The sequence below is a fragment of the Achromobacter xylosoxidans genome, assembly GCF_014490035.1.
Classification (GTDB): domain Bacteria; phylum Pseudomonadota; class Gammaproteobacteria; order Burkholderiales; family Burkholderiaceae_B; genus Achromobacter; species Achromobacter bronchisepticus_A.
Genome location: NZ_CP061008.1, coordinates 4,824,002 through 4,849,818, shown reverse-complemented (window position 1 = coordinate 4,849,818; position 25,817 = coordinate 4,824,002). Strand labels below are relative to the sequence as shown.

At 66.7% G+C, this 25,817-nt stretch carries 26 protein-coding genes; 19 read left to right on the top strand and 7 right to left on the bottom strand.

The features are described from left to right. Positions 1-11 precede the first annotated feature (11 nt). On the top strand, positions 12-866 hold the full coding sequence (locus tag IAG39_RS22530) for a sulfurtransferase (protein ID WP_118933360.1): 855 nt from the start codon (positions 12-14) through the stop codon (positions 864-866). Here IAG39_RS22530 and IAG39_RS22525 read toward each other — a convergent pair. Further along, positions 860-1,792, bottom strand: coding sequence for a LysR family transcriptional regulator (locus IAG39_RS22525; RefSeq protein ID WP_118933359.1), 933 nt, complete (start codon positions 1,790-1,792; stop codon positions 860-862). The two genes, IAG39_RS22530 and IAG39_RS22525, sit on opposite strands and share 7 nt — an antisense overlap. Positions 1,793-1,908: 116 nt before the next feature. On the opposite strand from IAG39_RS22525, the gene IAG39_RS22520 reads away from it, so the two are divergent. After that, positions 1,909-3,141, top strand: a complete 1,233-nt coding sequence (locus tag IAG39_RS22520) for an MFS transporter (protein WP_205736608.1) — start codon at positions 1,909-1,911, stop codon at positions 3,139-3,141. On the opposite strand, the gene IAG39_RS22515 is transcribed toward IAG39_RS22520, so the two are convergent. Beyond that, positions 3,119-3,688 carry a phosphonate degradation HD-domain oxygenase gene (locus tag IAG39_RS22515; protein WP_054451012.1) on the bottom strand — a complete coding sequence of 190 codons (570 nt, stop codon included), beginning with the start codon at positions 3,686-3,688 and terminating at the stop codon, positions 3,119-3,121. The two genes, IAG39_RS22520 and IAG39_RS22515, sit on opposite strands and share 23 nt — an antisense overlap. A gap of 38 nt (positions 3,689-3,726) precedes the next feature. Next, positions 3,727-4,590 (bottom strand): LysR family transcriptional regulator, encoded by an 864-nt coding sequence (locus IAG39_RS22510; protein ID WP_059379260.1) that lies wholly within the window; start codon positions 4,588-4,590, stop codon positions 3,727-3,729. Positions 4,591-4,736: 146 nt separating this feature from the next. On the opposite strand from IAG39_RS22510, the gene IAG39_RS22505 reads away from it, so the two are divergent. The 5 genes from IAG39_RS22505 to IAG39_RS22485 all read left to right on the top strand — a co-directional run bounded on the left by IAG39_RS22505 (position 4,737) and on the right by IAG39_RS22485 (position 10,772). Beyond that, a complete protein-coding gene (locus IAG39_RS22505; RefSeq protein ID WP_118933358.1) occupies positions 4,737-5,810 on the top strand; it encodes a putative 2-aminoethylphosphonate ABC transporter ATP-binding protein in 1,074 nt (357 codons plus the stop codon). After that, positions 5,788-7,584 carry a putative 2-aminoethylphosphonate ABC transporter permease subunit gene (locus IAG39_RS22500; RefSeq protein WP_410469164.1) on the top strand — a complete coding sequence of 599 codons (1,797 nt, stop codon included), beginning with the start codon at positions 5,788-5,790 and terminating at the stop codon, positions 7,582-7,584. The genes IAG39_RS22505 and IAG39_RS22500 overlap by 23 nt, the downstream gene beginning before the upstream one ends. Positions 7,585-7,607: 23 nt before the next feature. After that, positions 7,608-8,429, top strand: coding sequence for a phosphonoacetaldehyde hydrolase (phnX, locus tag IAG39_RS22495; protein WP_118933356.1), 822 nt, complete (start codon positions 7,608-7,610; stop codon positions 8,427-8,429). A 95-nt stretch (positions 8,430-8,524) separates the two neighbouring features. Continuing rightward, the gene (locus tag IAG39_RS22490; RefSeq protein ID WP_054451016.1) at positions 8,525-9,547 is read left to right on the top strand and encodes a putative 2-aminoethylphosphonate ABC transporter substrate-binding protein; all 1,023 of its coding nucleotides are present in this window, start codon (positions 8,525-8,527) and stop codon (positions 9,545-9,547) included. 94 nt (positions 9,548-9,641) lie between these two features. Further along, the gene (locus IAG39_RS22485; protein WP_059379255.1) at positions 9,642-10,772 is read left to right on the top strand and encodes a TIGR03364 family FAD-dependent oxidoreductase; all 1,131 of its coding nucleotides are present in this window, start codon (positions 9,642-9,644) and stop codon (positions 10,770-10,772) included. Between the two features lie 75 nt (positions 10,773-10,847). Here IAG39_RS22485 and IAG39_RS22480 read toward each other — a convergent pair whose 3' ends face one another. From IAG39_RS22480 to IAG39_RS22470, 3 genes are all read right to left on the bottom strand, one after another. Continuing rightward, positions 10,848-11,996 carry an aromatic ring-hydroxylating oxygenase subunit alpha gene (locus IAG39_RS22480; RefSeq protein ID WP_054451018.1) on the bottom strand — a complete coding sequence of 383 codons (1,149 nt, stop codon included), beginning with the start codon at positions 11,994-11,996 and terminating at the stop codon, positions 10,848-10,850. A gap of 243 nt (positions 11,997-12,239) precedes the next feature. Continuing rightward, on the bottom strand, positions 12,240-13,250 hold the full coding sequence (locus IAG39_RS22475; RefSeq protein ID WP_118933355.1) for an acyltransferase: 1,011 nt from the start codon (positions 13,248-13,250) through the stop codon (positions 12,240-12,242). Positions 13,251-13,453: 203 nt separating this feature from the next. After that, on the bottom strand, positions 13,454-14,422 hold the full coding sequence (locus IAG39_RS22470) for a Bug family tripartite tricarboxylate transporter substrate binding protein (protein WP_059379253.1): 969 nt from the start codon (positions 14,420-14,422) through the stop codon (positions 13,454-13,456). Between the two features lie 154 nt (positions 14,423-14,576). On the opposite strand from IAG39_RS22470, the gene IAG39_RS22465 reads away from it, so the two are divergent. From IAG39_RS22465 to IAG39_RS22410, 12 genes are all read left to right on the top strand, one after another. After that, the gene (locus tag IAG39_RS22465; RefSeq protein ID WP_118933354.1) at positions 14,577-15,431 is read left to right on the top strand and encodes an IclR family transcriptional regulator; all 855 of its coding nucleotides are present in this window, start codon (positions 14,577-14,579) and stop codon (positions 15,429-15,431) included. 92 nt (positions 15,432-15,523) lie between these two features. Next, on the top strand, positions 15,524-15,790 hold the full coding sequence (locus IAG39_RS22460; protein ID WP_054451022.1) for an exodeoxyribonuclease VII small subunit: 267 nt from the start codon (positions 15,524-15,526) through the stop codon (positions 15,788-15,790). 7 nt (positions 15,791-15,797) lie between these two features. Then, a complete protein-coding gene (locus IAG39_RS22455) occupies positions 15,798-16,709 on the top strand; it encodes a polyprenyl synthetase family protein (RefSeq protein ID WP_059379251.1) in 912 nt (303 codons plus the stop codon). Positions 16,710-16,762: 53 nt separating this feature from the next. Then, positions 16,763-18,625 (top strand): 1-deoxy-D-xylulose-5-phosphate synthase, encoded by a 1,863-nt coding sequence (gene dxs, locus IAG39_RS22450; protein WP_059379250.1) that lies wholly within the window; start codon positions 16,763-16,765, stop codon positions 18,623-18,625. 193 nt (positions 18,626-18,818) lie between these two features. Beyond that, complete coding sequence (gene folE2 / locus IAG39_RS22445) at positions 18,819-19,616, top strand: GTP cyclohydrolase FolE2 (protein WP_118933353.1); 798 nt, start codon at positions 18,819-18,821, stop codon at positions 19,614-19,616. Positions 19,617-19,623: 7 nt separating this feature from the next. Continuing rightward, positions 19,624-20,547, top strand: coding sequence for a DUF817 domain-containing protein (locus tag IAG39_RS22440; RefSeq protein WP_059379249.1), 924 nt, complete (start codon positions 19,624-19,626; stop codon positions 20,545-20,547). A 192-nt stretch (positions 20,548-20,739) separates the two neighbouring features. Continuing rightward, positions 20,740-21,117 (top strand): 30S ribosomal protein S6, encoded by a 378-nt coding sequence (rpsF, locus tag IAG39_RS22435; protein ID WP_013392507.1) that lies wholly within the window; start codon positions 20,740-20,742, stop codon positions 21,115-21,117. Positions 21,118-21,168: 51 nt separating this feature from the next. Next, the gene (gene priB / locus IAG39_RS22430; protein WP_054451027.1) at positions 21,169-21,492 is read left to right on the top strand and encodes a primosomal replication protein N; all 324 of its coding nucleotides are present in this window, start codon (positions 21,169-21,171) and stop codon (positions 21,490-21,492) included. Between the two features lie 110 nt (positions 21,493-21,602). After that, complete coding sequence (rpsR, locus tag IAG39_RS22425; protein ID WP_006218308.1) at positions 21,603-21,875, top strand: 30S ribosomal protein S18; 273 nt, start codon at positions 21,603-21,605, stop codon at positions 21,873-21,875. A gap of 14 nt (positions 21,876-21,889) precedes the next feature. Beyond that, complete coding sequence (gene rplI, locus IAG39_RS22420; protein WP_054451028.1) at positions 21,890-22,345, top strand: 50S ribosomal protein L9; 456 nt, start codon at positions 21,890-21,892, stop codon at positions 22,343-22,345. A 128-nt stretch (positions 22,346-22,473) separates the two neighbouring features. Continuing rightward, positions 22,474-23,313 (top strand): RIO1 family regulatory kinase/ATPase, encoded by an 840-nt coding sequence (locus IAG39_RS22415; RefSeq protein ID WP_059379247.1) that lies wholly within the window; start codon positions 22,474-22,476, stop codon positions 23,311-23,313. Next, positions 23,310-24,692: a replicative DNA helicase gene (locus IAG39_RS22410; RefSeq protein ID WP_054451030.1), complete on the top strand. Its 1,383-nt coding sequence runs from the start codon at positions 23,310-23,312 to the stop codon at positions 24,690-24,692. Before IAG39_RS22415 ends, IAG39_RS22410 begins: the two co-directional genes overlap by 4 nt. A 64-nt stretch (positions 24,693-24,756) precedes the next feature. Here the strand turns inward: IAG39_RS22410 and IAG39_RS22405 are convergent, their stop codons facing one another. After that, positions 24,757-25,734, bottom strand: a complete 978-nt coding sequence (locus IAG39_RS22405; protein WP_054451031.1) for a bile acid:sodium symporter family protein — start codon at positions 25,732-25,734, stop codon at positions 24,757-24,759. Positions 25,735-25,817 lie beyond the last annotated feature (83 nt).

The window sequence follows — 25,817 nt, the reverse complement described above, 5'->3', positions numbered from 1 at the left end:
GAGCACACCGAATGCCGATGACCCTGATTTCCGCCGCCGAACTGGCCGCGCGCCTGGATGCGCCGGACGTGCGCGTGTTCGACGTGCGCCACGATCTGACCAATCACGCGGCGGGCCGTCAGGCTTATGACGCGGGCCACATCCCCGGCGCGCGCTACCTGGACCACGAAACCGAGCTGTCCGCAGCCCGCACCGGCAAGAACGGCCGTCATCCGTTGCCGTCGCGAGGCGCGTTCGGCGCGCTCATGGCCGCCCACGGCGTGACGCCCAATACCCTGGTGGTGGCCTACGACGCCAGCGGCGGCATGTACGCCGCGCACCTGTGGTGGATGTTGCGCTGGCTGGGCCACGACCGGGTGGCGGTGCTGGACGGCGGCTGGCAGGCCTGGACCGCGGCCGGCCTGCCGACCACGACCGAAGCCGGCGCCGCCGTGCGCGCGGGCCAGCCGGTGGAGCCGGGCGCCTCGCTGGCGGGTTCGGTGGATGCGCAGGCGGTGCTGGACAACATCGCCCATCCGGCCTTCACCGTGATCGACGCGCGCGCGGCCAACCGCTACCGCGGCGAGGTCGAGCCCATGGACCCGGTGGCCGGCCACATTCCGGGCGCGTTGAACCGTCCCAACGGCGAGAACCTGCAGGCCGACGGCCGTTTCAAGCCGGCCGCGCAGTTGCGCGAGGAGTTCGCCAGCCTGCTGGACGGCCGCGATCCGGCGGCCATCGTGCATCAGTGCGGCTCGGGCATCACGGCTTGCCACAACCTGCTGTCCATGGAAATCGCGGGCTTGTCCGGTTCGCGCCTGTACCCGGGCTCCTGGAGCGAGTGGTGCAGCGATCCGTCCCGCCCGGTGGCCACGGGCGCTCAGTGACCTGACGCCTGGACCTGATGCCCGGGCCTGGACGCCCGGGCGTCCGCGAATACCCGGGCACCCAGAAAGTCCACCAGCGCCCGGACCTTCGGCGACGGGTGCTTGCTGGCAGGCCACAGGATGTGGAAGACGTTGGTCCGCTCCGATTTGCCTTTCAGGACCTGCACCAGGCGGCCATCCGCCAAGGGTTCGCGGATGGCGAAGTCCGGCAGGTAGGCAATACCTAGTCCTTGCAGCGCGAAGCAGGCGCGCGTCTCGATGTTGTTGCAGATCATCGAGACGGGCAGCTGCAGCTCTGGCTCGCCTTCGGCTTGCCGCAGAGCCCAAGTCTCCAGCTTGCCGCTGCTGGGAAAGCGGTAGTGCAGGCAGCTATGGCGCAGCAGGTCGGCCGGCGTTTTGGGGGTGCCGCGGCTGGCCAGGTAGGCGGGGGAGGCGACCAGCAGGATCTGGAACGCGCCCAGGCGGCGCGCCGACAGGCGGGAGTCGGCGGGTGCGCCCGTGCGCACCACGGCATCGAAGCCTTCTTCGATCACGTCCACCATCCGGTCGGTGAAATCCAGGTCGAGTTCGATCTCGGGATACTCGCGCATGAACTCGCCCAGCACCGGCAGCACCAGTCCGCTGACCAGCGGCAGGCTGACGCGCAGGCGTCCGCGGGGCGCGGCGGCGGCCTGCGACAGCTCCAGTTCGGCCGCTTCGATCTCGGCCAGGATGCGGCGGCTGCGTTCCAGGAACAGCGCGCCCTCGGCCGTCAAGGTGACGCTGCGCGTACTGCGGTGGAACAGGCGCACGCCCAGCTTTTCTTCCAACCGCGCCACGCTCTTGCCGATGGCGGATGCCGACACGCCCAGCAGCCTGCCGGCGGCGACGAAGCTGCGCGTTTCCGCAACCTGCACGAACACGACAAAGCCATTGAGGCTATCCATCTGGTTTCCTTGATTGCGGACATCTGGTTCCGCAGAAGAAGGAAATGTAGCCTACTTTTTCTTTAATCTCCGGGCCTATATCGTCTCGGCACCAAGCTGCAACCGAGGTGCCTGAGATGAAAAAACCTACGAATTCCCCGCGTCCGCGCACTGCGCCGGCGCGTCCCCCCGCCGGCCGCGACCGGCTGCCGCTGGGCGCCTTGCTGGCGCTGGCGATGGCCGGGTTCATCACCATCCTGACCGAGGCGCTGCCGGCCGGGCTGCTGCCGCAGATGGCGCAGGGCCTGGCCGTGTCCCAGGCCAGTATCGGCCAGACCGTCACCATCTATGCGATCGGGTCGCTGGCGGCGGCGATCCCGCTGGTCGCCGCGACCCGGGGCGTGCGGCGGCGTCCGCTGCTGCTGGCGGCGATCGCCGGGTTCGTGCTGGCCAATACAGTGACCGCGTTGTCTTTCAGCTATGTGCTGACCCTGGCCGCGCGCTTCCTGGCCGGCATGTCGGCGGGATTGTTGTGGGCGCTGCTGGCGGGCTACGCCGCGCGTATGGTGCCCGCACATCAGCAGGGCCGCGCGATCGCGGTGGCGATGCTGGGCGCGCCGCTGGCGCTGTCGCTGGGCGTGCCTGCCGGAACTTTTCTTGGGGCGCTGTGGGGGTGGCGCATCGGCTTTGGCATCATGAGCGCGCTGGCAGTGCTGCTGATGGTCTGGGTGCGCTTGCGGGTGCCGGACTTTGCGGGACAGGCCCGGGGCAAGCAACTGCCGCTGCGGCATGTCTTCCTGCTGCCCGGCGTGCGTCCGGTGCTGTTCGCGGTGCTGGCGTTCGTCCTCGCGCACAACATTCTTTACATCTACATCGCACCGTTCCTGGCATCGCTGGGCATGGCCGCAAGCACCGAGCTGGTGCTGCTGGTGTTCGGACTCAGTTCCCTGGCCGGGATCTGGCTGGTCGGGACGTTGATCGACCGCCATTTGCGGGTGCTGACTTTGGCTTGCGTCGCCCTGTTCGGCCTGGCCGCGTTGGCGCTGGGTATCGCGGGCGGCATGCCGGCCATGCTTTATCTGTCGGTGGGGGCTTGGGGCGTGGCGTTCGGCGGTTCGCCGACGCTGTTCCAGACCGCGCTGGCCAAGACGGCGGGCGACGCCGCGGACGTGGCGCAGTCCATGCTGGTGACCGCGTGGAACACGGCGATTGCCGCGGGCGGCATCGTTGGCGGCGCGTTGCTCGAACGCCTGGGCGTGGGCGCGTTCGTGCCGGCCCTGCTGGCGCTGCTGGCGGTGACGCTGGCGGTCGTCTGGGCCGCCAGGACGCATGGCTTTCCCGCCAGCCCTACCAGATGGCAGCCAGCTTGACCCGCCCCGAGATGCTTTCGGCGATTTCCAGGAAATGGTCCAGGGGCGGCGTCGCCAGCCCCGGAACCTTGGCCATGTCGTCCCACCGCCTCAGGCGGATCGCATCCGGCGCGCCCGGCATGCTCGCGAATTCCACCGCCTGGCTCGCATCGAAACTGCCCCCCTGCAGCGCCAGGCTGCGTTTCGAATCCTCCGAGAGCGACGCTTCATATTGCGGTTCCACATAGCAGAGGTAGCGTTTGGCTTCCACATGCAGCCGGATCGGATCCAGCACCGCCGAGCTGAACAGGCCGCGCAGGAAGGGCAGGACGAAGTACTGGTGCTTGTCGTCGATGCCGCGCAGCGTGGGCGTGCCGGGCCGGTCGGCGATGAGATGGCCCAGGTCGTGCAGCAGGCTGGCGGTGATCAGGTGGGCGCCGGCGCCGTTGCGTTCCGCCAGCGCCGCGGTCTGCAGCGCGTGCCGCAGGTGGCTGACGGATTCGCCGTCATAGGAGCGGTGTCCGCGCTCCAGGAAAATCTGCTCGATATCTTGCAAGGTCAAGGCCATGGTTGTCTCCTGGGTGGCCGCATAGGGGAGGGCGGCGCTCAGCCGGCGGCTGGCGCCATCTCCAGAAAGCGCGCGATCAACTGCACCGGTTGGCGCTCGCGCAGGCAGTACAGGTATTCGTGCATCACGATGTCGGCGCCCTCGATGTCCAGGGCCGCCAGGTCGGGATGGGAAGGGATCTCGCGCGAGGGGATCAGGCTGATTCCCAGGCCGCACAGGGTGGCTTGGCGGATGGATTCACGGCTGCCGATTTCCAGCGTGCGGCGCACCGTGACGCCAGCCGCCAGCAAGGCGTCCTCCGTCAGTTGCCGCGTCATGGAGCCGGGTTCGCGCAACAGCAGCGCGTGGTCGGCCAGGTCGGCCAGTCGGACCCGGCCGCGGCGCGCCAGGGGATGGTCGCGATGCGCCACGACCCGGATGGGGTCGGCGGCGATCATGCGCCGGTACAGGTGCTTGTCATCCATCAGAAACGACGACGTGGCAATCTCGATGCGATAGTCATGCAGCGCCTGGAGCATGCTTTGCGAGTTGCCGATAGCCAGCGTCAGATCTATGCCCGGGTAGCGCTGGTTGTAGGCGCGCACCGTGTCCATGATGTAGTAGGGGCCGGTGGCGCCGATGCGCAGATTGCCTTCGCGCAGGTCGCTGGCGTCGCGCAGGCGGAAGTCGATCTCGGTTTCCTGCTGGACCAGTTTTTCCACCATGGGCATCAGGCTGTGGCCCGCGTCCGACAGGCGCATGCCGCGCCCCTGGCGGTGGAACAGTTCGACGCCGTAACGCGACTCCAACTGGCGCAATTGCCCGGTCACCGTGGGCTGGCTGACGCCCAGCTGGGCGGCGGCCTTGGTGACGGTGCCGCAGCGGGCCACGGCGTAGAAGGATTTGAGTTCGGCGACAAGCACGGTGCAGGGGGCGGAATAGGGCGCAATGCGCAAGACCGCCAGTACACCAAAATAATTTGATGTTTTTATTACTGCATTTGCGCGAAGTGTCATAAACACTCAATACGCGTCTTCCATACTGCCTTCGTTCCCAAACCGGAGGCCCCATGGCCGAACGCGATACCGCATTTCTCTCTGTCAGGCATCTAGTGAAGCGCTTTGGCAGCCATACCGCGCTGTCGGACGTCTCGCTCGACATCCGCGCCGGGGAGCTGGTGTGCCTGCTGGGCCCCTCGGGCTGCGGCAAGACCACCTTGCTGCGCGCCATCGCCGGCCTGGAACGCCAGGACAGCGGCACCATCGTCCTGTCCGGGCGCGACATCTCGCACGCCGAACCGCAGGCGCGCGACTACGGCATCCTGTTCCAGTCGTACGCGCTGTTTCCCAACCTGACCGTGGCCCAGAACGTGGCCTACGGCCTGAGCGGCAAGCGCGCCCACCGCAACCACGTCGCCAACCGCGTCGAGGAAATGCTGACGCTGGTCGGCCTGGCGGGCGCGGCGGATAAATACCCGGGACAGATCTCTGGCGGGCAGCAGCAGCGCGTGGCCCTGGCGCGCGCGCTGGCGCCGTCGCCATCCTTGCTGCTGCTGGACGAGCCCATGTCGGCGCTGGACGCCCGCGTGCGCGAGCATCTGCGCATCGAGCTGCGGGCCTTGCAAAAGCGCCTTTCCATCACCACGCTGATGGTCACGCACGATCAGGAAGAGGCCATGGTGATGGCCGACCGCATCGCCGTCATGAATGGCGGGATCATCGAGCAGTACGGCACGCCGCGCGAACTCTACCGCCAACCCGGCTCGGCCTTCATCGCCGATTTCGTGGGCGAGGCGAACTGGCTGCCGTTCGAGCGCCTGGATGCGCACCGCGCCCGTGTCGGACGCCAGGAACTGGCCGTGGACGAGGCGCTGGATGCCGCCAGCGGCAAGCTGTTCGTGCGCCCGGAAGCCGTGCGCGTCAGCACCGCGCGCCCGGACCAGCCCAACGCCATGCTGGCCGATGTGCTGGACGGCGTGTTCCTCGGCCGCGGCTATCGCCTGGCCCTGCGCCTTGAGGGCGTACCCGGCAGCACGGTGCATTCCATCGTGTCCCCTGAAATCGGAGACGCCCTGCTGGGCCCTCACGCCGCCAGCCGCTGCTGGGTGGAGCTGCCGCGCCATGCGATACGCGCCTACGCTTGATCCGGCCATGACCCGTTCCTCCAACGCCGCCGCGCCGGCAGCTGGAAGCTTCGCAACGCCGGCGCCTGCGCCAGCGCTGGGCCGCCGCCCGCTGCCAGCCTGGGTTGGCGCCTTCGGCCTGGCCGCCGGGCAGGGCGCCCTGGCGCTGGGCCTGCTGCTGTTCCTGGCGCTGCCCTTGGCCGCCATCTTGCTCAAGTCCGTGACCGACAGCGACGGCGCCTGGGCCGGGCTGTCGGTGCTTGCGGACATCATCGGCGGCGACGGCTTCATGGCCATGGTCGCGCGCAGCCTCGCGGTGGGCGTCGTGACGACGCTGCTGGTCGTGCCCTGCGCGTACGGATTCGCCTACGGCCTGACCCGCACGCGCTTGCCGGGCAAGGGCCTGCTGCGCACCGTCGCCTTGCTGCCGCTGCTGGCGCCGTCGCTGCTGCCGGGCATCGCGCTGGTGTACCTGCTGGGCAACCAGGGCCTGCTCAAGAGCCTGACGGGCGGCGCGACCATCTACGGTTTCTGGGGCATCGTCGTGGGCGAGGCTTTCTATACCTTCCCGCACGCGCTGATGATTCTGCTGACCGGCCTGGCGCTGGCCGATGGCCGTCTTTATGACGCCGCGCGCGCCATGGGCGCGGGCCCCTGGCGCACCTTCCTGACCGTGACCCTGCCGGGCACCCGCTACGCCGTGTTTTCGGCCTGCTGCGTGGTGTTCACGCTGACGGTTACCGACTTCGGCGTGCCCAAGGTCGTGGGCGGCGACTACAACGTGCTGGCGATGGAAGCCTACAAGGCCGTGGTCGGCCAGCAGAACTTTCCCAAGGGCGCGGCCATCGGCATCCTGCTGCTGCTTCCCGCGATCCTGACCTTCGCCCTGGACCGGCGGCTGCGCGCCCGCCAGGGCGCCCAGCTGAGCGGCCGGGCCCAGCCCTATGCCGCCGGCGTCAACCGCCGCCGCGATGCCGCGTTCCTGGCGCTGGCCGGCGTGCTGGCGGCGTTCCTGCTGCTGATCATCGGCGTGGCGGTGTGGGCGTCCTTCGTGAAGATGTGGCCCTACAACCTGTCGATGTCGCTGCGTTCGTACGACTTCGACAATATGGACGGCGGCGGCTGGCTGGCCTGGCGCAACAGCCTGCAACTGGCGTTCTGCACCGCCCTGGCCGGCACGGCGGTGGTCTTCACCGGCGCATGGATGATGGAAAAAGTGCCTGCCCGCAACTCGCTCACGCGCGGTCTGCGCGGCATGGTCGGCATGCTGGCGCTGATGCCCATGGCCGTACCCGGCCTGGTGCTGGGCCTGGGCTACATCTTCTTCTTCAACAGCCTGTCGAACCCGCTGAACCTGCTGTACGGCACCATGCCGCTCCTGGTCCTGTGCACCATCGTCCACTTCTACACCAGCGCGCACCTCACCGCCGCCACCGCGCTCAACGCGCTGGACCCCGAATTCGAGGCGGCCTCCGCGTCGCTCAAGGTGCCGCGTTTGACGACCTTTGTCCGCGTGACATTGCCGATGTGCCTGCCGGCGGCGCTGGACGTGGCCCGCTACCTGTTTGTTTCCGCCATGACCACGGTGTCCGCGGTCGTGTTCCTTTACAGCCCGTCGACGGTGCTGGCCGCGGTCGCGGTGCTGAACATGGACGACGCCGGCTTCATCGGTCCTGCCGCCGCCATGTGCACCGTGATCATGGCCAGTTCGGCCGCGGCCGCCCTGGTCCTGCACCTGGCCAGCCGCGCACTGGTGGCGCGCAGCCAGGCCTGGCGCCGCCCCGCGGCTCATTGAACGATTTCTCAAGGAAGACCCTCATGACTGTTTCGCCTTTGCCCGTCCGCCTGGAAGCGGTGATTTTCGACTGGGCCGGCACGCTGGTCGACTTCGGCTCCTTCGCGCCCACCAAGGTGTTCGTGGACGCGTTCTCGCAGTTCGGCGTGGAGATGTCGCTGGAGCAGGCCCGCGGCCCCATGGGCATGGGCAAGTGGGACCACATCCGCACGCTTTGCAACGATCCCGTGATCGCCAGCCAGTACCAGGCCCAGTTCGGCCGCTTGCCCACCGATGACGACGTGACCGCCATCTATGAGCGCTTCCTGCCGATGCAGCTGGACAAGGTCGCCCAGTATTCGGCGGCTATCCCCGGCGCGGCCGAGTTGCTGCGCGCCCTGCGCCAGCGCGGCCTGAAGATCGGCTCGTGCTCGGGCTATCCCGCCAGCGTCATGCGCCGCGTGGTCGAACGCGCCGCCTCCGAAGGCCTGGAACCCGATTGCATCGTCGCCAGCGACGACGTGCCGCGCGCGCGGCCGGCGCCCGCGATGGCGCTGAAGAACGTGGTCGAACTCGGCCTGTCCGACGTCGCCGCCTGCGTCAAGGTCGACGACACCGCGCCCGGCATCGAAGAAGGACGCCGCGCCGGCATGTGGACCGTGGGCCTGCTGCTGTCGGGCAACGCCGCCGGCCTGACGCTGGAGGAATACCTGAGCCTGGACGACGCAGGCCGCCAGAAGGCCCGCACCGCCGCCAGCCTGGAGCTGTCGCCCGCCGCGCCGCACTACCTGATCGACACCGTCGCCGACCTGCCTGGCGTGATCGCCGACATCGAATCCCGCTTGTCCGCAGGCCAGCGCCCTTAACCCTCAACCACCTGTCTGCATCGCTTGCCGGGGCCGGTTCGCGCCAGCCCTGGGGGCTTCCCTCAGCCTTTTTCCGCTTACCCACGGAGTACTTCATGAATCGCTACAAGCTGCTTGCACTGGCCGCCGCCCTGACGGGCGTGATGGGCGCCGCCTCCGCCGAGACCACGCTGACGGTCTACACCGCGCTCGAAGCCGACCAGATCAAGGCCTATCAGGCCGCGTTCGAGAAGGCCAATCCCGACATCAAGATCCAGTGGGTGCGCGACTCCACCGGCATCATCACCGCCAAGCTGCTGGCCGAGAAGAACAACCCCAAGGCCGACGCCATCTGGGGCCTGGCCGGCACCTCGCTGGGCCTGATGGACAAGGAAGGCATGCTGCAGCCCTACGCCCCCAAGGGCCTGGACCAGATCGCCGCCAACATGCGCGACGCCAAGGCCGAGCCCAGCTGGGTCGGCATGGACGGCTTCGCCGCCGCCATCTGCTTCAACACCATCGAAGCCGAAAAGCAGAAGCTGCCCAAGCCGACCTCGTGGCAGGACCTGACCAAGCCGGTGTACGCCGGCAAGATCGTGATGCCGAACCCGGCGTCGTCGGGCACCGGCTTCCTGGACGTCAGCGCCTGGCTGCAGATCTTCGGTGAAGAGAAGGGCTGGGCCTACATGGACGCCCTGCACAAGAACATCGGTTCGTACACGCACTCGGGCTCCAAGCCGTGCAACATGGCCGCCGCCGGCGAATTCCCGATCGGCGTGTCGTTCGACTACCGCGCCGCCAAGCTGAAGGCCGACGGCGCGCCGGTCGAAGCCGTGTTCCCCTCGGAAGGCCTGGGCTGGGAAGTGGAAGCCACCGCCATCATGAAGGGCACCAAGAACCTGGAAGCCGCCCGCAAGCTGGCCGACTTCTCCGCCAGCCGCGAAGCCAACGAGCTGTACAAGGCGAACTTCGCCGTGCTCGCCATCCCGTCGATCGCCACGTCCAATCCGAACCTGCCGGCCGACCTGATGCAACGCATGATCAAGAACGACTTCACCTGGGCCGCCACCAACCGCGACCGCATCATCGCCGAGTGGACCAAGCGCTACGACGGCAAGTCCGAGCCGAAGAAGAAGTAAGTCCGTTTGACCGCGGCGGCGCAGGACGCCGCCGCGCCCCGGGAGCGCCCGCCAGGGCGGCTTCCGCCGCATTACCCTTTTCAATGTTCCACAGATGAAAAATTTCGACGTAGTCGTGGTGGGCGCCGGCATGCTGGGCATCGCCCACGCCTGGGCCGCCGCCAAGCGCGGCCTGTCGGTGGCCGTGATCGAGCGCAGCCGCCAGGCGCATGGCGCCACCATCCGCAATTTCGGCCAGGTCATCGTGACGGGCCAGGCCCCCGGCATGATGCTGTCGCACGCCCAGCAGGCGCGCGAGCTATGGCTGGAACTGGCGGGGCGCGCGGGTTTCCATGTGCGCGCCAACGGCGCCCTGGTGCTGGCGCGCAACGCCGAAGAGGCGGACGTGCTGCAGGAATTCGCCGACACGCGCATGCGGCAGGAAGGCTATCGCGCCGAACTGCTGTCGGGCCGCGAGGTGGCCCGCTTGTACGGCGGCCAGCTGGCGCATCACTGCGCCGGCCTGCAAGGCCATGACGATCTGCAGATCTATTCGCGCGAGGCGCTGCCGGCCATCACGCGCTACCTCGCGGAGTCGCTGGGCGTGACGTTCATCACCGGCACGCTGGCGCGTGCGGTCGAGGGCGGGCTGGTGTGCACCTCGGCGGGAGAATTCAAGGGCGGGCACGTGTTCGTCTGTCCCGGGCACGACTACCTGACCTTGTTGCCCGAGCGCTTCGCGCCGATGAACCTGGAGGTCACGCGCCTGCAGATGCTGCGCGCCGCGTTCGAGACCCAGCCCATCGCGCTGGACCGCCCCTTGCTGACCGGCCTGTCCTGCGTGCATTACGGCGCATTCTCGGACCTGCCGTCGGCGCTGGCGCTGCGCGACGTGATCCAGGCGCGCACGCCCATGCTGCTGGAGAACGGCATCCACCTGCTGATCAGCCCCACGCCCTATGGCGAACTGATCATCGGCGATTCGCACCGCTACGGCCAGGACGCGCCGCCGTTCAACGACGAAGCGGTCGACAACGCCATGCTGGACCTGGCGACCCAGGCGCTGGGTGCGCGCTTGCGCGTGCTGGAGCGCTGGCAGGGCGTCTATGGCGCGCACGGCCCTGCGCCGTTCTCGGTCATGCCGGTGGACCCGGCCACGACGGTGGCGGTGATGCACTCGGGCGTGGGCATGACGGTGGGTCTGGCCATCGGCGAGCGCACGGTGGCGGGCGCGCTGGGCCGCTGATCGCGGCAGCCGGAAAGAAGAAAGGCCTCGCGTATGCGAGGCCTTCTTGCATGGGAGAGGCGCCGAAGCCAGGCTTCAGACCCGCTCCTGCATGATGCGCCGATACCATTCATGGAAGTGCTGCATGCCGTCTTCCATGGGCGACTGGTAGGGGCCGGTTTCGTTCACGCCGCGCAGCATCAGCGCCTTGCGGCCCGCGTCCATGCGCTCGGCGATCTCGTCATCCTCGATGGCCGTTTCCATGTAGGCGGCGCGCTGCGCCTCGACGAATTCGCGCTCGAAGGCGGCGATTTCCTCGGGGTAGTAGAACTCGACCACGTTGACCGTTTCCTGCGGGCCCTTCGGGTACAGCGTGGAGAGCACCAGCACGTGCGGATACAGCTCGATCATGTGGGTCGGGAAGTACGTGACCCAGACCGCGCCGAAATCCGGCGCATCGCCTTCGCGGAACGCCAGCAGGCGGTCATGCCATTGCTTGTAGACATCGGAGCCCGGCTGCGCCAGGGCGTTGTGCACGCCGACCTTCTGCAGGCTGTACCAGTCGTTGAACTCCCAGCTCAGGTCGTCGCAAGTGACGAAGCGGCCCAGGCCCGGGTGGAACGGACCGACGTGGTAATCCTCGAGGTAGACCTCGATGAAGGTCTTCCAGTTGTAGTTGCACTGGTGAACTTCGACGTGGTCCAGCACGTAGTCGCCGAAGTCGAATTCCGGACGCGAGAACAGCGGCGCCATGTCGGCGGCCGGATCGCGCGGGCCTTCGAACAGCAGGCCATGGCAGTCGCGCAGGCGGAACTTCTGCAGGTTCATGCAGGGCGTGGTGGCGAACTGGGGCGCGCCCAACAACTCGCCCTGGTTGTTGTACGTCCAACGATGCAAGGGGCAAACGATATTGCCGCCGGTTGCCTTCAGATTGCCATGCGTATTGCAGTTGCCGGCCACATTGCCGGTCTCGCCGCCAAGCATCAGCGCCTGGCGGTGGCGGCAGACATTTGAGATGAGTTCGACGCCTTGCTGATTGCGAACCAGCACGCGTCCTCCGTCTTCCTGGACCAACGTACGCCAATCCCCGATTTCGGGCACCACTTTCTGGTGGCCGACGTATTGCGAGGATTGCTTGAAAATGAGTTCTTGCTCGCGGGCAAAGAGGGCTTCGTCAAAATACGCGCTGACGGGTAGCTGGGTGCGAGCTGGCACTACATGTGCCATCCGACCGATGTCGGTCATGATTCCCCCCGCTCGGATAAAAAAGCCAGGACGGAGAGGCTTTTGCCTGGCGGCTTTGAAATCCGCAGGATGCGTTCCGTGCTGGCGCGAAGAAAAATCGGTGTCTGGCCGATCAAATAAGCCGTGAATTGTACCCCAAGCCCTTACCCCGCGCCCGTGAAGATCTGCGAAGCTTCGTGAAGTTATGCCGTAGCCGTCGTGCACGCGCTACGCGCGGCATAACCCCTTGAAGATGTAGGCCTTTCAGACGAAGCGCCGGGTCGCCGGATGACGTCTCATCAGCCAGCTGCTGGCGGCCGACAACATGAACACGGCCACCGCCAGCACGGGCAGCGTCCAGGCCTCGTTGCGCGCGCCCGTCAGGGCGCCGGCGCGATGCGCCACGTCGAGGAACAGCGGATGGATCAGGTAGACGCCGAAGGTCAGCGGCGCCAGCGAGGCCAGCCGCGGCAGCCGCGGCGACGAAACGATCCACTGGAACGCGGCCAGCGACATGAACGGCACCGTCAGGCTGAAGTAATCGTAGAAGTAGGTATCCAGCGCGCGGTTGCTCGACATCGAATACACGCCCAGCGCGGTCGCGGCCACGCTGGCCGCCAGCATCAGGCCAGGGCGCGGGATGCGCATCTGGCCGTCGAAGATCAGGCGGCCCGCCACGAAGTAGCCCAGATAGGGCAGGAACCAGGTCAGGAAGAAGCCCGCGGGCGCGCCCAGCGCGCGGCGATACAACGCGTCCAGGATCGCCACGCCCAGGATGCCGACCACCCACAAGGCGCGGGCGCGCGGCGTGCTGCGCGCATACAGGATGCGCACCAGCGGCGCGAACAGGTACAGGCCCACGATCATGTACAGGTACCACAGGTGGTAGTACGGCTCGCCCTGCACCAGCTTGCGCGGCCAGAACGAAAAATCGATGCGGCCGTCGTCCCACCAATCCAGCGCCGTGCGCCAGGCCAGATAGAAAAACGTCCAGAACACGAGCGGCGCGCAGATCCGCGCCATGCGCCGGCTGTAGAACTGGCGCGCGTCCTGCGGCTTGTCGGGGTCCAGCAACAGGGCGCCGCTGACCATGACGAACACGGGCACGCACCAGCGCGCCGCCGAGTCGTACAGATTGGCGGCCAGCCACGCTCCGCCGCCGTACACCGCGGGGTTGCTTACCACCATGGCCGCGCTGTGCAGCAGCACCACGGCCACCGCCGCCAGCCAGCGGGCGGCATCCAGGCGCGCATATTTCTCTTCGGCGTACGGCATCGGGCTCCCATGGCGGTGTCTACTTTTTCACCATAGCAGCGGGCAGCGTCCTGGTTCTGTATCCAGGGGTTAGAGGGCATATCGACGCGCATGAAAAACCGGCAGGGGCGCTGGAGCCCTCTGCCGGCGGATGCCGCGCGGCGCGGCGCATTCACGGGCGGGCGCGGGCCCGCCTACGTTTTGTCACGAAACCAGCCGCGCCATCATTGCAGGACGATATTGGCCTGCTTGATCAGCTGCGCCACGATGGGCTGTTCGGTCTTGATCTGCTTGTCCAGTTCCGCGGCCGTGCCCGAGCGCGGGTCGATGCCCATGTCCAGCATGCGCTTCTTGATGGTCTCGTCCTGCAGGGTCTCGGTCAGGGCCTGCTGCAGCTTTTCCATCACGGGGGCGGGCGTGCCCTTGGGCGCCACGAAGCTGAACCAGGCGGTCATGTCGAACGCGGGATAGCCTTGCTCGGCCAGCGTCGCCAGCTTGGGCTGCGTCGCCAGGCGGCCGGGGCTGGTGATGGCGAAGACCTTGACCTTGCCGGCATCGGCCTGCGGCATGCCGGTGGCCACCATGTCGAAGAAAAGGTCCACGTCGCCGCTGACCAGCGCGGGCAGGGCCTGGGTCGCGCCCTTGAAGGGCACGTGCAGGATGTCGATGCCTGCGCGTTCCTTGAACAGTTCGCCCGCCAGGTGAGAGGACGTGCCAGGGCCGAAGGTGGCGAAGGTCAGCTTGCCCGGATTCTGCTTGGCGTAGGCCACCACATCCTGGGTGCTGTTGAACGGCCGCTTGGGGCTGGACAGCAGGACCAGCGGCCCCACGCCGACCATGCCGATGCGGGCGAAGCCATCGGGATCGTAGGGCAGCTCCTTGTACAGATAGCGGTTGGTGACCAGCGTGGAGTTGGTCGCCATCAGGATGGTGTAGCCGTCCGGCGCTTCGCGCGAAACAAAGGCCGCCCCGATCGAGGTGCCGGCGCCTGCCTTGTTCTCGACGATCATGGGCTGGCCTAGCGTCTTGGCCATGCGCTCGGCCAGGATGCGGGTCAGCACGTCGGTGGCGCCGCCGGCGGGGAAGGGCGAGACCACCTTGATCGGCCGGGCCGGATAGGTTTCGGCCTGGGCGCCCAGCGCTGCGGCGCTGAGCAGCAGGGTGGCCAGCAGTTTGAAGCTAGTGCGAATCATGTTTTCCCCTTGAAATCGCGTGCATGAGTGGAGGTTCGGGCCTGGCTTGGCGCTGCGGGCAGCGCTTGCCAAGTCTCCTTGGGTGCATTAAATTCCGTAAAATGGAATTTAATTTTGTTATTCGAAATAAACTATAAAAACGAAGCGAATAGAAATGCAATCTTTTTCTGACGCCAAGCGCATCGCCCATCCCGCCGCCAAGCCGGACGGCAAGGTCGAACTCAGCCTGCCCGCGCGCCGCAAGCGCGCTCCCGGCGCGGGCGAGGGCGCCAATTCGCCCGATTTCATTACCGCCCTGGCGCGCGGGCTGGACGTGCTGCGCTGCTTTCGCCATGGCGTGACGGCCTTGGGCAATCTGGACCTGGCGCGTCTGACCGGTCTGCCCAAGCCCACCATCAGCCGCATCACCTACACCCTTACTGAATTGGGTTATCTGCGCTATCACCCGGACACCGGCAAATATTCGCCGGGCTATGGCGTGCTGGCGCTGGGCTTCGGCCTGCTGGCCGGACTGGAGGTGCGCGAACTGGCCAAGGCCTCGATGACCGAGCTGGCCCGCGCCACGGGTGGCGCGGTGGCCCTGGGCGCCTTCGATGGCGACGCCATGACCTACGTCGAAGCCATTCACGGCTCTTCGGCGCTTTACCTGCGCCTGCCGGTCGGCTATCGCGCCAGCCTGGACAGCGCCATGGGGCGGGCCTACCTGGCCAGCCTGCCGTCCCAGGCCTGCGCCGACGCGCTGGCCCGGCTGGGCGAGACGGCGCCGGACGCGGCCGCCGTCGAGCGCGCGCGCGTCGAACTGCGCGATACGGGCTGCTGCTACGCCATCGGCGAATGGCAGTCGGGGATCAATGCGGTCGCGGTGCCGTTCTCGTCCATCACGGGCGAGGGCGTCTTCGTGATGAGCTGCGGCGGACCCGCCAGCCTCTTGCCGGAGGCGGACCTGCGTACGCGCGTGGCGCCCCTGCTGCAGGCCTCCATAGCGGGGCTGGCGGGCGCCGCGGCCTGAGACGCGCCGCGCGCGGCGGCAAGCCCGACGGCCTTGCGGGTATCTCGTACAATTCACGGATTGATCCACCCCTAGCGCCCTCGGAGACCCGTTTGGCCAAATCTTCACAAGCCGATCCGCAGATCGATGACCGTCCCTTGCCCCAGGATTTCGAAACGGCGCTGGCCGAACTCGAATCGCTGGTAGCGGCCATGGAAGACGGCTCGTTGCCGCTGGAGCAGTCGCTTGCCGCCTACCGGCGCGGCGTGGCGCTCACGCGGGTCTGCCAGGAACGCTTGGCGCAGGCCGAACAGCAGGTCAAGGTCCTGGAGGGCGACCTGCTGCGTCCGCTGGACCCGGCGGCGCTGGATGACGAATAAGAGCCCGATGAAGCAAATTCAACTCGCCTTCCCGGAATGGTTGCAAGGCCGTGTCCAGCACGTCGAAGACGTCCTGGACGATCTGCTCCCCCCGGCTGACGCGTTGCCCGCCCGGCTGCACGAAGCCATGCGCTACGCCGTGCTCGGCGGCGGCAAGCGGGTGCGCGCCGCGCTGGTCTACGCGGCGGGGCAGGCTTGCCCCGTCAGCGGCAGCGTGCTGGCCGTGCAGGCCTCGCTGGACCGCGCCGCCGCGGCGGTGGAACTGATCCACGCCTATTCGCTGGTGCACGACGACCTGCCCTGCATGGACGACGACACGCTGCGCCGCGGCCGTCCCACCACCCATGTGCAGTTCGACGAAGCCACCGCCATGCTGGCGGGCGATGCGCTGCAGCCGCTGGCCTTCGATCTGTTGGCCTCCATGCCGATCGCGCCCGCGCTGATCGTGCAGGCCACCCAGTCGCTGGCGCGCGCTGCCGGCAGCCAGGGCATGGCGGGCGGCCAGGCCATCGATCTGTTCAGCGTCGGCCGCGCGCTGTCGCGCGACGAACTGCAAACCATGCACAGCATGAAGACGGGCGCCATGCTGGCTTGCAGCGTGGCCCTGGGCGGCATCGTGGCGGGCGCCAGCTCGGCTTCGCGCCAGGCGCTGGACGCCTACGCGCAGGCGGTGGGGCTGGCCTTCCAGGTGGTCGACGACATCCTGGACGTGACCGCGGACAGCGCCAGCCTGGGCAAGACGCCGGGCAAGGACGCCGCCGAGAACAAGCCCACCTATGTATCGCTTCTGGGCCTGGACGGCGCGCGCGCGTTCGCCCAGGAACTGCGTGAGGACGCGCTGGCGGCCCTGGCTCCGCTGGGCGAGGCCGGATCGCGCCTGGCTGAACTGGCCGACTTCATCGTCCTACGAGACCGCTGAGCCGGGACCAGCCCGGGCTGGAGGCAGGCCGGGCCAACGAACCACATAAAAGCATGACGACAGATTTACTGGACCGCATTCAATCCCCGGCTGACCTCAAGCGCCTGGATCGCCGCGAGCTGAAGAAGCTGGCCGACGAACTGCGCGGCTTCGTGCTGGAATCGGTGTCCAAAACGGGCGGGCACCTGTCGTCCAACCTGGGCACGGTCGAACTCACCCTGGCCCTGCACCAGGTGTTCGACACGCCGCATGACCGCATCGTCTGGGACGTGGGCCACCAGTCCTACCCGCACAAGATCCTGACCGGGCGCCGCGCCGGCATGGCCAAGCTGCGCCAGCAGGGCGGGATTTCGGGCTTCCCGAAACGCAGCGAATCCGAATACGACGCCTTCGGCACCGCGCATTCGTCCACTTCCATCTCGGCGGCGCTGGGCATGGCGGTGGCCTCGCGCAATGCCGGCGTGCAGCGCCAGCACATCGCCATCATCGGCGACGGCGCGATGTCCGCGGGCATGGCCTTCGAAGCCATGAACAACGCCGGCGTCACGCCCAACATCAACCTGCTGGTGATCCTGAACGACAACGACATGTCGATCTCGCCGCCGGTGGGGGCGCTGAACCGTTACCTGGCGCGCCTGATGTCGGGCCGCTTCTATGCGGCTGCCAAGAACGTCGGCCGAGCGGTGCTGCAGCACGTGCCGCCGGTGCTGGAACTGGCGCGCCGCTTCGAAGAACATGCCAAGGGCATGGTCACCCCGGCCACGCTGTTCGAGGAATTCGGCTTCAACTACGTCGGCCCGATCGACGGACACGACCTGGACGCGCTGGTGCCCACGCTGCAGAACCTCAAGGCCCTGGAAGGCCTGCAGTTCCTGCACGTGGTCACCAAGAAGGGCCAGGGCTACAAGCTGGCCGAGGCCGACCCGGTGCTGTACCACGGCCCGGGCAAGTTCGATCCGGCCGTCGGCATCCAGCAATCGAAGGCGCCGGGCAAGCGCAGCTTCACGCAGGTGTTCGGCCAGTGGCTGTGCGACATGGCCGAACAGGATTCGCGCCTGGTCGCCATCACGCCCGCCATGCGCGAGGGCAGCGGGCTGGTCGAATTCGAAAAGCGCTTTCCGCAGCGCTACTTCGACGTGGGCATCGCCGAGCAGCACGCCGTGACGTTCGCCGCGGGCATCGCCTGCGAAGGCCAGAAGCCGGTGGTCGCGATCTACTCCACCTTCATGCAGCGCGGCTACGACCAGTTCATCCACGACGTGGCCCTGCAGAACCTGGACGTGACCTTCGCGCTGGACCGCGCCGGCCTGGTGGGCGCGGACGGCGCCACGCATGCGGGCAATTACGACATCGCCTTCCTGCGCTGCGTGCCCAACATGGTCGTGGCCACGCCTTCGGACGAAAACGAAACGCGGCTGCTGCTGTCGACCTGTTATCAGTATCCCGGCCCGGCGTCGGTGCGCTATCCGCGCGGCGCGGGCTGTGGCGCGGCCGAGGCGCCCGGCCTGGACACGGTCGAACTCGGTCGCGGCGTGGTGCGCCGCGAGGGCCGCAAGATTGCCATCCTGGGTTTCGGCATGCTGCTCCAGGCCGCGTTGGGCGCGGCCGAAAAGCTCGACGCCACCGTGGCCGACATGCGCTTCGTCAAGCCGATCGACCGCGAACTGATCCTCGACCTGGCCAGCCGCCACGACGCCCTGGTTACGCTGGAAGACGCGTCCATCATGGGCGGCGCGGGCAGCGCGGTGCTGGAAACGCTGAGCGCGGCCGGCGTTGCGATTCCGGTCCTGCAACTGGGCCTGCCCGACGAGTTCATCGACCACGGCGAGCAATCGGCGCTGTGGGCCGGCATCGGCCTGGACGCGGCGGGCATCGAAAGCGCGATCCGCGCTCGTTACGCCGACCTGCTGGGCTGAATCCGGCCCGATTCCGCGGACAGGGGCGAGGCCACTGTCCGCGGTAATGAAACACACTGTTCCGGCCCCGCCAACCTACGAATAAAAGGGTTTTCCCTGGCGATCGGCGGACTATGGGCGATAATGGCCCCCTTCTCAAAGATTCCTAGGCCCGTGCGTTTTCACGACTGACTGCCTAGACAGGTAAGCCGAAATGAATTCTCCGATCGACCCCGCCATCGTGATGCCCGACGTCCAGAGTTCGGCGGACACCCGGCACATCCCGATTCAGCGCGTGGGCATCCGTGGCGTGCGCCACCCCATGTTGATTGAAAGCGGCGACGGCTCGCCCCAGGGCACCGTGGCCAACTGGACGCTGACCGTGGCGCTGCCGCCCGAAGAAAAGGGGACGCACATGTCCCGCTTCGTGGCCTTGCTGGAAAAGTACCGCAGCATCCCCATGACGCCGACCCTGTTCCGCGCCATGGCGGCCGACATGCTGCCGCTGCTGCATGCCGAACGCGGCGACATCACCGCCGCCTTCCCGTACTTCATCAACAAGTCCGCCCCGATCTCCGGCGTGCAAAGCCTGCTGGACTACGACGTGCAGTGGATCGCGCGCGCCCAGGGCGACGAGGTCGAGTTCGAACTGATCGTGCAGGTGCCCGTCACCAGCCTCTGTCCCTGCTCCAAGGCCATCTCCGAGTACGGCGCGCACAACCAGCGCTCGCACGTCACGGTGTCGGCCATCCTGAACGCCGATATCGGCATGGACGGCGTCATCCGCCTGATCGAAGAAGAAGGTTCGTGCGAACTCTGGGGCCTGCTCAAGCGCCCCGACGAGAAGTACGTCACCGAGCGCGCCTACGACAACCCCAAGTTCGTCGAGGACCTGGTGCGCGACGTGGCCGCCCGCCTGAACGCGCATCCCGGCATCGCCCGCTACCGCGTGGAAGCCGAGAACTTCGAATCCATCCACAACCACTCGGCCTACGCCGTCGTGGAAGGCTGAGCTTTCCGTGAGCCATCCGGCGGCCAATGACTGGCCGCTCATCGCGGGGCTGCAGGAGTGGGAATCGCGGCTGGCCAGCAATCTGGCCGGCCGCGGCCGTTTTGGCGTCGCGCTCTACGAGTTTTTCCGCTTCGGCGTGAAGCAGGCCTGGGCCTGCCTTTTCGGCGGCCTGATGTGCGCGCTGCTGCTCGGCACGCATTGGTGGTATCCGAAGGATGCCGCGCTGGCCCGCTACGACTTCCTGACCCTGGCCGCGCTGGGCATCCAGGCGCTGCTGCTGGCGCTGCGCATGGAGACCTGGAGCGAAGCCCGCGTGATCCTGCTGTTCCATGTGGTGGGCACGGGCATGGAAGTCTTCAAGACCGCCGCGGGTTCGTGGATCTATCCCGAGGCCAGCGTGCTGCGCATCGGCGGCGTGCCCCTGTTCACGGGTTTCATGTATGCGGCGGTGGGCAGCTACCTGGCCCGCGTCTGGCGCCTGTTCGACTTCCGCTTCCGCGCGCATCCGCCGCTGGCGGCCTGCGTGGCGTTGTCGGTGCTGATCTACCTGAACTTCTTTGCGCACCACTACATCATGGATATCCGGTGGGCGCTGTTTGCGCTGACCGCCATCCTGTTCGCCCGCACCTGGGTGTATTTCCGTATCTGGCAGGTCTACCGCCGCATGCCGCTATTGCTGGGTTTCGTGCTGGTGGCCCTGTTCATCTGGTTCGCCGAGAACATCGGCACCTTTGCCAACGCCTGGCGCTATCCGAACCAGTCGCAGGGATGGCAACTCGTGTCCATCGCCAAGCTGGGCTCATGGTTCCTGCTTATGATCATCAGCTACGTGATGGTCAGCGTGGTCAACCGTCCCCAGGAAATCGATGTTGCCGATTTGCCTCGGCAGGCGGGGCAGGGCGATGGAAATAGTCCGTCCCTTATTTCCTGACCGACCTCTAGCTTGCGCCTGACCGCTCAATCGGTGATAATCGAGAGCTTTCTTGCTCGACCGCCCATGGTTTTTGGGTAGCGGGCTGCCCCTTGCGGGCCACTGTTCAAGATGCATATTGCGATCCGCCCCTGATGGAAAGCGGGGGCGCAGGACGGTCGGCCAGCGAGACATCCTCAAGGAGTTTTACTCATGCGTCACTACGAAGTGGTGTTTATCGTTCACCCCGACCAAAGCGAGCAAGTGCCCGCCATGGTCGAGCGTTACCAAGCGCTGGTCACGGGCCAAGGCGGCTCGGTTCACCGCCTGGAAGACTGGGGTCGCCGTCAACTGGCCTACCCGATCCAGAAGCTCGTCAAGGCTCACTACGTCTGCCTGAACATCGAGTGCGGCCAAGCCACGCTGGATGAGCTGGAACACTCGTTCCGCTACAACGACGCCGTTCTGCGCCACCTGGTCATCAAGACCAAGAAGGCTCAAGCCACGCCCTCGATCATGATGAAGTCGGTCGAACGCGAAGAAGCCCGCAAGGCTTCGGCTGAAGCAGCAGCGCCGGCTCAGGCCGAGTAAGCAGGGCTCACGCAGAGCTCATCCCATGAAGTCCCCTCGGTGCCTGGCAGGATGAACAAGCTGGAACTCAGCGCCCGCGTTCTCGAATGCGAGCCTTTGCGCCACACTCCCGCCGGTTTGCCCGCACTGGAAATGGTGCTGGCGCACGAGTCGGAAGTCATCGAAGCTGGCCACCCGCGCCGCGTCGAACTGACTATCGCGGCCGTGGCACTGGGCGATCTGGCGTTGCTGCTGAAGGACACCGCGCTAGGGTCCGAATTGCTGGTGCAGGGGTTTCTGGCTCCCACCCGCAAGGACTCGGTGAAGGTCAAGCTGCATTTGCAGCAGGCACGCAGGATCAGCGGCAGCGCAGGGCGCGATCCGCTGGTGGCTTGAAGGGAATTGGGCAAGAGGCGCGATGAGCGCCTTCTGATTACGGATAGGTTATGGGGGTTTGGGCCCGTTTTGGGTAGAACCCGGCCCCCTCAAACAAAGAGGCACATATCATGGCTTTCTTCGGAAAACGCAAGGAAAAACGCAAATTCACGCAGCAGAACCCGCTCTTCAAGCGTCGTAAGTTCTGCCGCTTCACCGCTGCCGGCGTGGAAGAGATCGACTACAAGGATCTGGACACCCTGCGCGACTTCGTGCAAGAAAACGGCAAGATCATCCCGGCTCGCCTGACCGGCACCAAGGCAATCTACCAGCGTCAGCTGGACACCGCCATCAAGCGCGCGCGCTTCCTGGCCCTGTTGCCTTACACCGACAACCACAACTAATCCGGGGCACTGAAATGCAAGTTATTCTGCTCGAAAAAGTCGTCAACCTGGGTAACCTCGGCGAAGTCGTCCGCGTGCGTGATGGCTACGCCCGCAACTTCCTGATCCCCCAGCGCAAGGCCCGTCGCGCAACCGACGCCGCCCTGAAGGAATTCGAAGCGCGCCGCGCCGAACTGGAAAAGGCCCAGGCTGAAAAGCTGGCCGCTGCCCAAGCTCTGGGCGAGCGCGTCGCCGGCTTCCAGCTGAAGATCGTCCAGAAGGCTGGCGTCGACGGCCGTCTGTTCGGCTCGGTCACCAACGCCGACATCGCTGAAGGCCTGCGCAAGGCTGGCTTCGAAGCCGTGGAAAAGGCGCAAATCCGCCTGCCCAACGGCCAGCTGAAGTCGATCGGCGAGTTCCCGGCCCAGGTCGCCCTGCACGCCGACGTTCTGGTCGACGTGACGATCCTGGTCGAAGGCGAACTGTCCTAAGCCGGTACCCGCAGTAAAAAAGAAGCCGGCCCGCGCGCCGGCTTTTTTTCTTTTTGCCCATCGCCGTATTGCGTGTAGTCTTCGGACTCCACGATCCAGGCCCCGCGCCGCATTCCTCAGAGGACGTCTTGACTCAGCCCCCCGTGCACCACAACGCGCCCCCAGGCCTGCGAGCCTGGCTGGACAGCGTGGATGCGTCGCGTGAACCTTCGGTGAGGGATGTGACGATAGATGGCGTGCGCTGCATCATCAAGCGCCGCCGTTCCAGCATCGGCCAGGGCGTGAGCTACGCGCTGCGCTATGTGCGCGCCCTGTTCCTGGGCGTGGGGTGCAAGATTTTCCTGGGTGAATTTCCACGTCCGGGCGTGTTGCTGCGCAACGGCCTGACGCACGAGTCGCAGCGCCTGGCCCAACTTCTGAAGGCCGGTTGCCGCGTGCCCGAGGTCTGGTGGCAGGAGCAAGGTCTGCTGGTGCTGGAATACGTGGGCGAAGACCTGGCCGACCTGATCCGCAACGAGGACACGACGTCCCGCCTGTGGCTGGCGCGCGCCGCCGCGGCCGACCTGGCCGCTTTCCATGCCCGCGGCCTGTGGCATGGCGGCGCCCAGATCCGCAACATCACCTTGCAGGACGGCGAGCTCTGGCGCATCGATTTCGAAGAGAACATCGGTTCGACGCTGTCGCGGCCGCTGGCCCAGGCCTATGACCTGTTCCAGATGCTGGCCTCTCTGGTGTCTTTGCGTAAATTGCCGGACGACGTGGCCCGTACGCTGGGTAAACTGGCGTTCGAAGTCTATTTCGAGAGCAACCCAGACCCTGAGGTCCGATCCCGCCTGACGCGCCTGGCGCGCGTGCTCTGCGGCATTGCCGCGCCCTTGCGCGTGGTGCTGGGCCGATTGCCCTCGCGCGATATCCAGGGATTCTTCCGCGTCGCGGACATCCTGCAGCCGTTACTATTGAAGTCATGAATACACCTGCCGACTCCCAGCTCGAATACCTGCGCGTTCCCCCCCATTCCATCGAGGCGGAGCAGTCGGTGCTGGGCGGCCTGCTGCTGGACAATGCGGCCTGGGACCGCATTGCCGACGTGCTGGTCGAAGAGGATTTCTACCGGCACGACCACCGGCTGATTTGGCACCATATCGCCCGCCTGATCGGGCTGGCGCGCCCGGCCGACGTCATCACCGTCCACGAATCGCTGGTCAGCGCAGGCAAGGCCGAGGATGCCGGCGGCCTGGCCTATCTGAACGCGCTGGCCCACAACACGCCATCGGCCGCCAATATCCGCCGTTATGGCGAGATCGTGCGCGAGCGCGCCATGCTGCGCAAGCTGGTCGCGATCGCCGACGAGATCTCCGCGGCCGCCATGAGCCCGCAGGGCAAGGAAGCGCGCCAGCTGCTGGACGAGGCCGAGTCCAAAGTGTTTCAGATTGCCCAGGAGGGCGCCCGCGGCGCCGCGGGCTTCCAGGAAATCCAGCCGCTGCTGACGCAGGTGGTGGAACGCATCGACGAGCTCTATCACCGCGAAAGCACCTCCGACGTGACCGGCGTGCCCACGGGCTTCACCGATCTGGACAAGATGACCTCGGGCATGCAGGGCGGCGACCTGATCATCGTGGCCGGCCGCCCGTCCATGGGCAAGACCTCGTTCTCGATGAACATCGGCGAGCACGTCGCCATCGAGGAAGGGCTGCCGGTGGCGGTGTTCTCCATGGAAATGGGCGCGGTCCAGCTGGCCATGCGTATGCTGGGCTCCGTGGGCCTGCTGGACCAGCATCGCATGCGGACCGGCAAGCTGATCGCCGAGGACTGGCCGCGCGTGACCCACGCGGTCCAGCTGATGCAGGACGCGCAGGTCTACATCGATGAATCGCCGGCGCTCAGCCCGATGGAAGTGCGCGCGCGCGCGCGCCGCCTGGCGCGCCAATGCGGCCAGCTTGGCCTGATCATCATCGACTACCTGCAGCTCATGTCGGGCAACGGCTCGGGTGAAAACCGGGCCACCGAAGTGTCGGAAATCAGCCGCTCGCTCAAGGGGCTGGCCAAGGAACTGAACTGCCCGCTGATCGCGCTGTCGCAGCTGAACCGAAGCCTGGAACAGCGCCCCAACAAGCGTCCCGTGATGAGCGACCTGCGCGAATCCGGCGCTATCGAACAGGACGCGGACGTGATCCTGTTCATTTACCGCGACGAGGTCTACAACCCTGATTCGCCGGACAAGGGCACCGCCGAGATCATCATCGGCAAGCAGCGTAACGGTCCCATCGGCTCGGTGCGTCTGACCTTCCAGGGCTCCAGCACGCGCTTCCTGAACTTCTCGGGTGCGCAGCCGCGCGACATGTACTGAGCCTTTTGGCCCCAAGAAAAAACCGCGCTTCGGCGCGGTTTTTCGTTGCGGCTGCGAACTCGCCTCAGGCTTGCGCCTCGGGGCGTTTGCCGAAGCGCGCGGCCAGCACGCCGCACACCATCAGCTGGATTTGGTGGAACAACATCAATGGCAGCACGATTGCGCCCACGGCATGGCCGGCGAACAGCACCTGTGCCATCGGAATGCCGCTGGCCAGGCTTTTCTTCGAACCGCAGAACAACAGCGTGATGCGGTCTTCGACATTGAAGCCGAACACGCGGCCGGCCAGGGCCGACAGGCCCAGTGCGAGTGCCAGGATGACGGCGCAAGCCACCACCAGGCCGGCCAGCGCGGGGATCGGGGTGGAACTCCACAGGCCTTCGTTGATGGCTTCAGAGAAAGCCGTGTAGACCACCAGCAGGATGGAGCCCTGGTCGACGAACTTCAGCATGGCCTTGCGCTTGTGCACCCAGGCGCCGATCCAGCGGCGGGCGAACTGGCCCAGCACGAAGGGCAGCAGCAGCTGCAGCATGATCTTGCCGACGGCGTCGAACGAGATCGGCGCGCTGCCCGCGTTGGCGACCACCGTGCCCACCAGCAGCGGAGTGATGAAGATGCCGAGCAGGCTTGAGGCGGAGGCGCTGCACACGGCGGCCGGAACGTTGCCGCGCGCCATCGAGGTGAAGGCGATGGCCGATTGCACCGTGGCGGGCAGGCAGCACAGGAACAGGATGCCCAGATAGAGCTCCGGCGTGACCAGCGGCTCCAGCACCGGCTTGAGCGCCAGGCCCAGCAGCGGGAACATCAGGAAGGTCGCGGAGAAGATCGTGAGGTGCAGCTTCCAGTGCGTCAGGCCGGCGATGATGGCTTCGCGCGACAGGCGCGCGCCGTGCAGGAAGAACAGCAGGCCGACCGCGATGTTGGTGATCCAGCCGAACACGACCACGCCTTGCCCGTGGGCGGGCACGATGCTGGCGATGATGACGGTGCAGATCAGGTAGAGGGTGAAGCGGTCGGGAAGAAGGCGGGCAAGGCGTGACATGAGGGATGGAAGGGGGAGGGCGGACGGAAAGCGCCGCGGGCGCCGTAAACGGGCCGTATTGTAGTCCCCGGGACGCCTTGCTT

Excerpts from the sequence above, each read along its gene's own strand:
- rpsR (WP_006218308.1), top strand. The coding sequence starts at position 21,603 with ATGGCTTTCTTCGGAAAACGCAAGGAAAAACGCAAATTCACGCAGCAG.
- IAG39_RS22475 (WP_118933355.1), bottom strand. The coding sequence starts at position 13,250 with ATGCCGTACGCCGAAGAGAAATATGCGCGCCTGGATGCCGCCCGCTGG.
- IAG39_RS22465 (WP_118933354.1), top strand. The coding sequence starts at position 14,577 with ATGCAATCTTTTTCTGACGCCAAGCGCATCGCCCATCCCGCCGCCAAG.
- IAG39_RS22455 (WP_059379251.1), top strand. The coding sequence starts at position 15,798 with ATGAAGCAAATTCAACTCGCCTTCCCGGAATGGTTGCAAGGCCGTGTC.
- rplI (WP_054451028.1), top strand. The coding sequence starts at position 21,890 with ATGCAAGTTATTCTGCTCGAAAAAGTCGTCAACCTGGGTAACCTCGGC.
- IAG39_RS22410 (WP_054451030.1), top strand. The coding sequence starts at position 23,310 with ATGAATACACCTGCCGACTCCCAGCTCGAATACCTGCGCGTTCCCCCC.
- IAG39_RS22530 (WP_118933360.1), top strand. The coding sequence starts at position 12 with ATGCCGATGACCCTGATTTCCGCCGCCGAACTGGCCGCGCGCCTGGAT.
- IAG39_RS22505 (WP_118933358.1), top strand. The coding sequence starts at position 4,737 with ATGGCCGAACGCGATACCGCATTTCTCTCTGTCAGGCATCTAGTGAAG.
- IAG39_RS22490 (WP_054451016.1), top strand. The coding sequence starts at position 8,525 with ATGAATCGCTACAAGCTGCTTGCACTGGCCGCCGCCCTGACGGGCGTG.
- IAG39_RS22520 (WP_205736608.1), top strand. The coding sequence starts at position 1,909 with ATGAAAAAACCTACGAATTCCCCGCGTCCGCGCACTGCGCCGGCGCGT.
- IAG39_RS22515 (WP_054451012.1), bottom strand. The coding sequence starts at position 3,688 with ATGGCCTTGACCTTGCAAGATATCGAGCAGATTTTCCTGGAGCGCGGA.
- IAG39_RS22525 (WP_118933359.1), bottom strand. The coding sequence starts at position 1,792 with ATGGATAGCCTCAATGGCTTTGTCGTGTTCGTGCAGGTTGCGGAAACG.
- IAG39_RS22405 (WP_054451031.1), bottom strand. The coding sequence starts at position 25,734 with ATGTCACGCCTTGCCCGCCTTCTTCCCGACCGCTTCACCCTCTACCTG.
- IAG39_RS22480 (WP_054451018.1), bottom strand. The coding sequence starts at position 11,996 with ATGACCGACATCGGTCGGATGGCACATGTAGTGCCAGCTCGCACCCAG.
- priB (WP_054451027.1), top strand. The coding sequence starts at position 21,169 with ATGAACAAGCTGGAACTCAGCGCCCGCGTTCTCGAATGCGAGCCTTTG.
- folE2 (WP_118933353.1), top strand. The coding sequence starts at position 18,819 with ATGAATTCTCCGATCGACCCCGCCATCGTGATGCCCGACGTCCAGAGT.
- IAG39_RS22485 (WP_059379255.1), top strand. The coding sequence starts at position 9,642 with ATGAAAAATTTCGACGTAGTCGTGGTGGGCGCCGGCATGCTGGGCATC.
- IAG39_RS22470 (WP_059379253.1), bottom strand. The coding sequence starts at position 14,422 with ATGATTCGCACTAGCTTCAAACTGCTGGCCACCCTGCTGCTCAGCGCC.
- IAG39_RS22500 (WP_410469164.1), top strand. The coding sequence starts at position 5,788 with ATGCGATACGCGCCTACGCTTGATCCGGCCATGACCCGTTCCTCCAAC.
- rpsF (WP_013392507.1), top strand. The coding sequence starts at position 20,740 with ATGCGTCACTACGAAGTGGTGTTTATCGTTCACCCCGACCAAAGCGAG.
- dxs (WP_059379250.1), top strand. The coding sequence starts at position 16,763 with ATGACGACAGATTTACTGGACCGCATTCAATCCCCGGCTGACCTCAAG.
- phnX (WP_118933356.1), top strand. The coding sequence starts at position 7,608 with ATGACTGTTTCGCCTTTGCCCGTCCGCCTGGAAGCGGTGATTTTCGAC.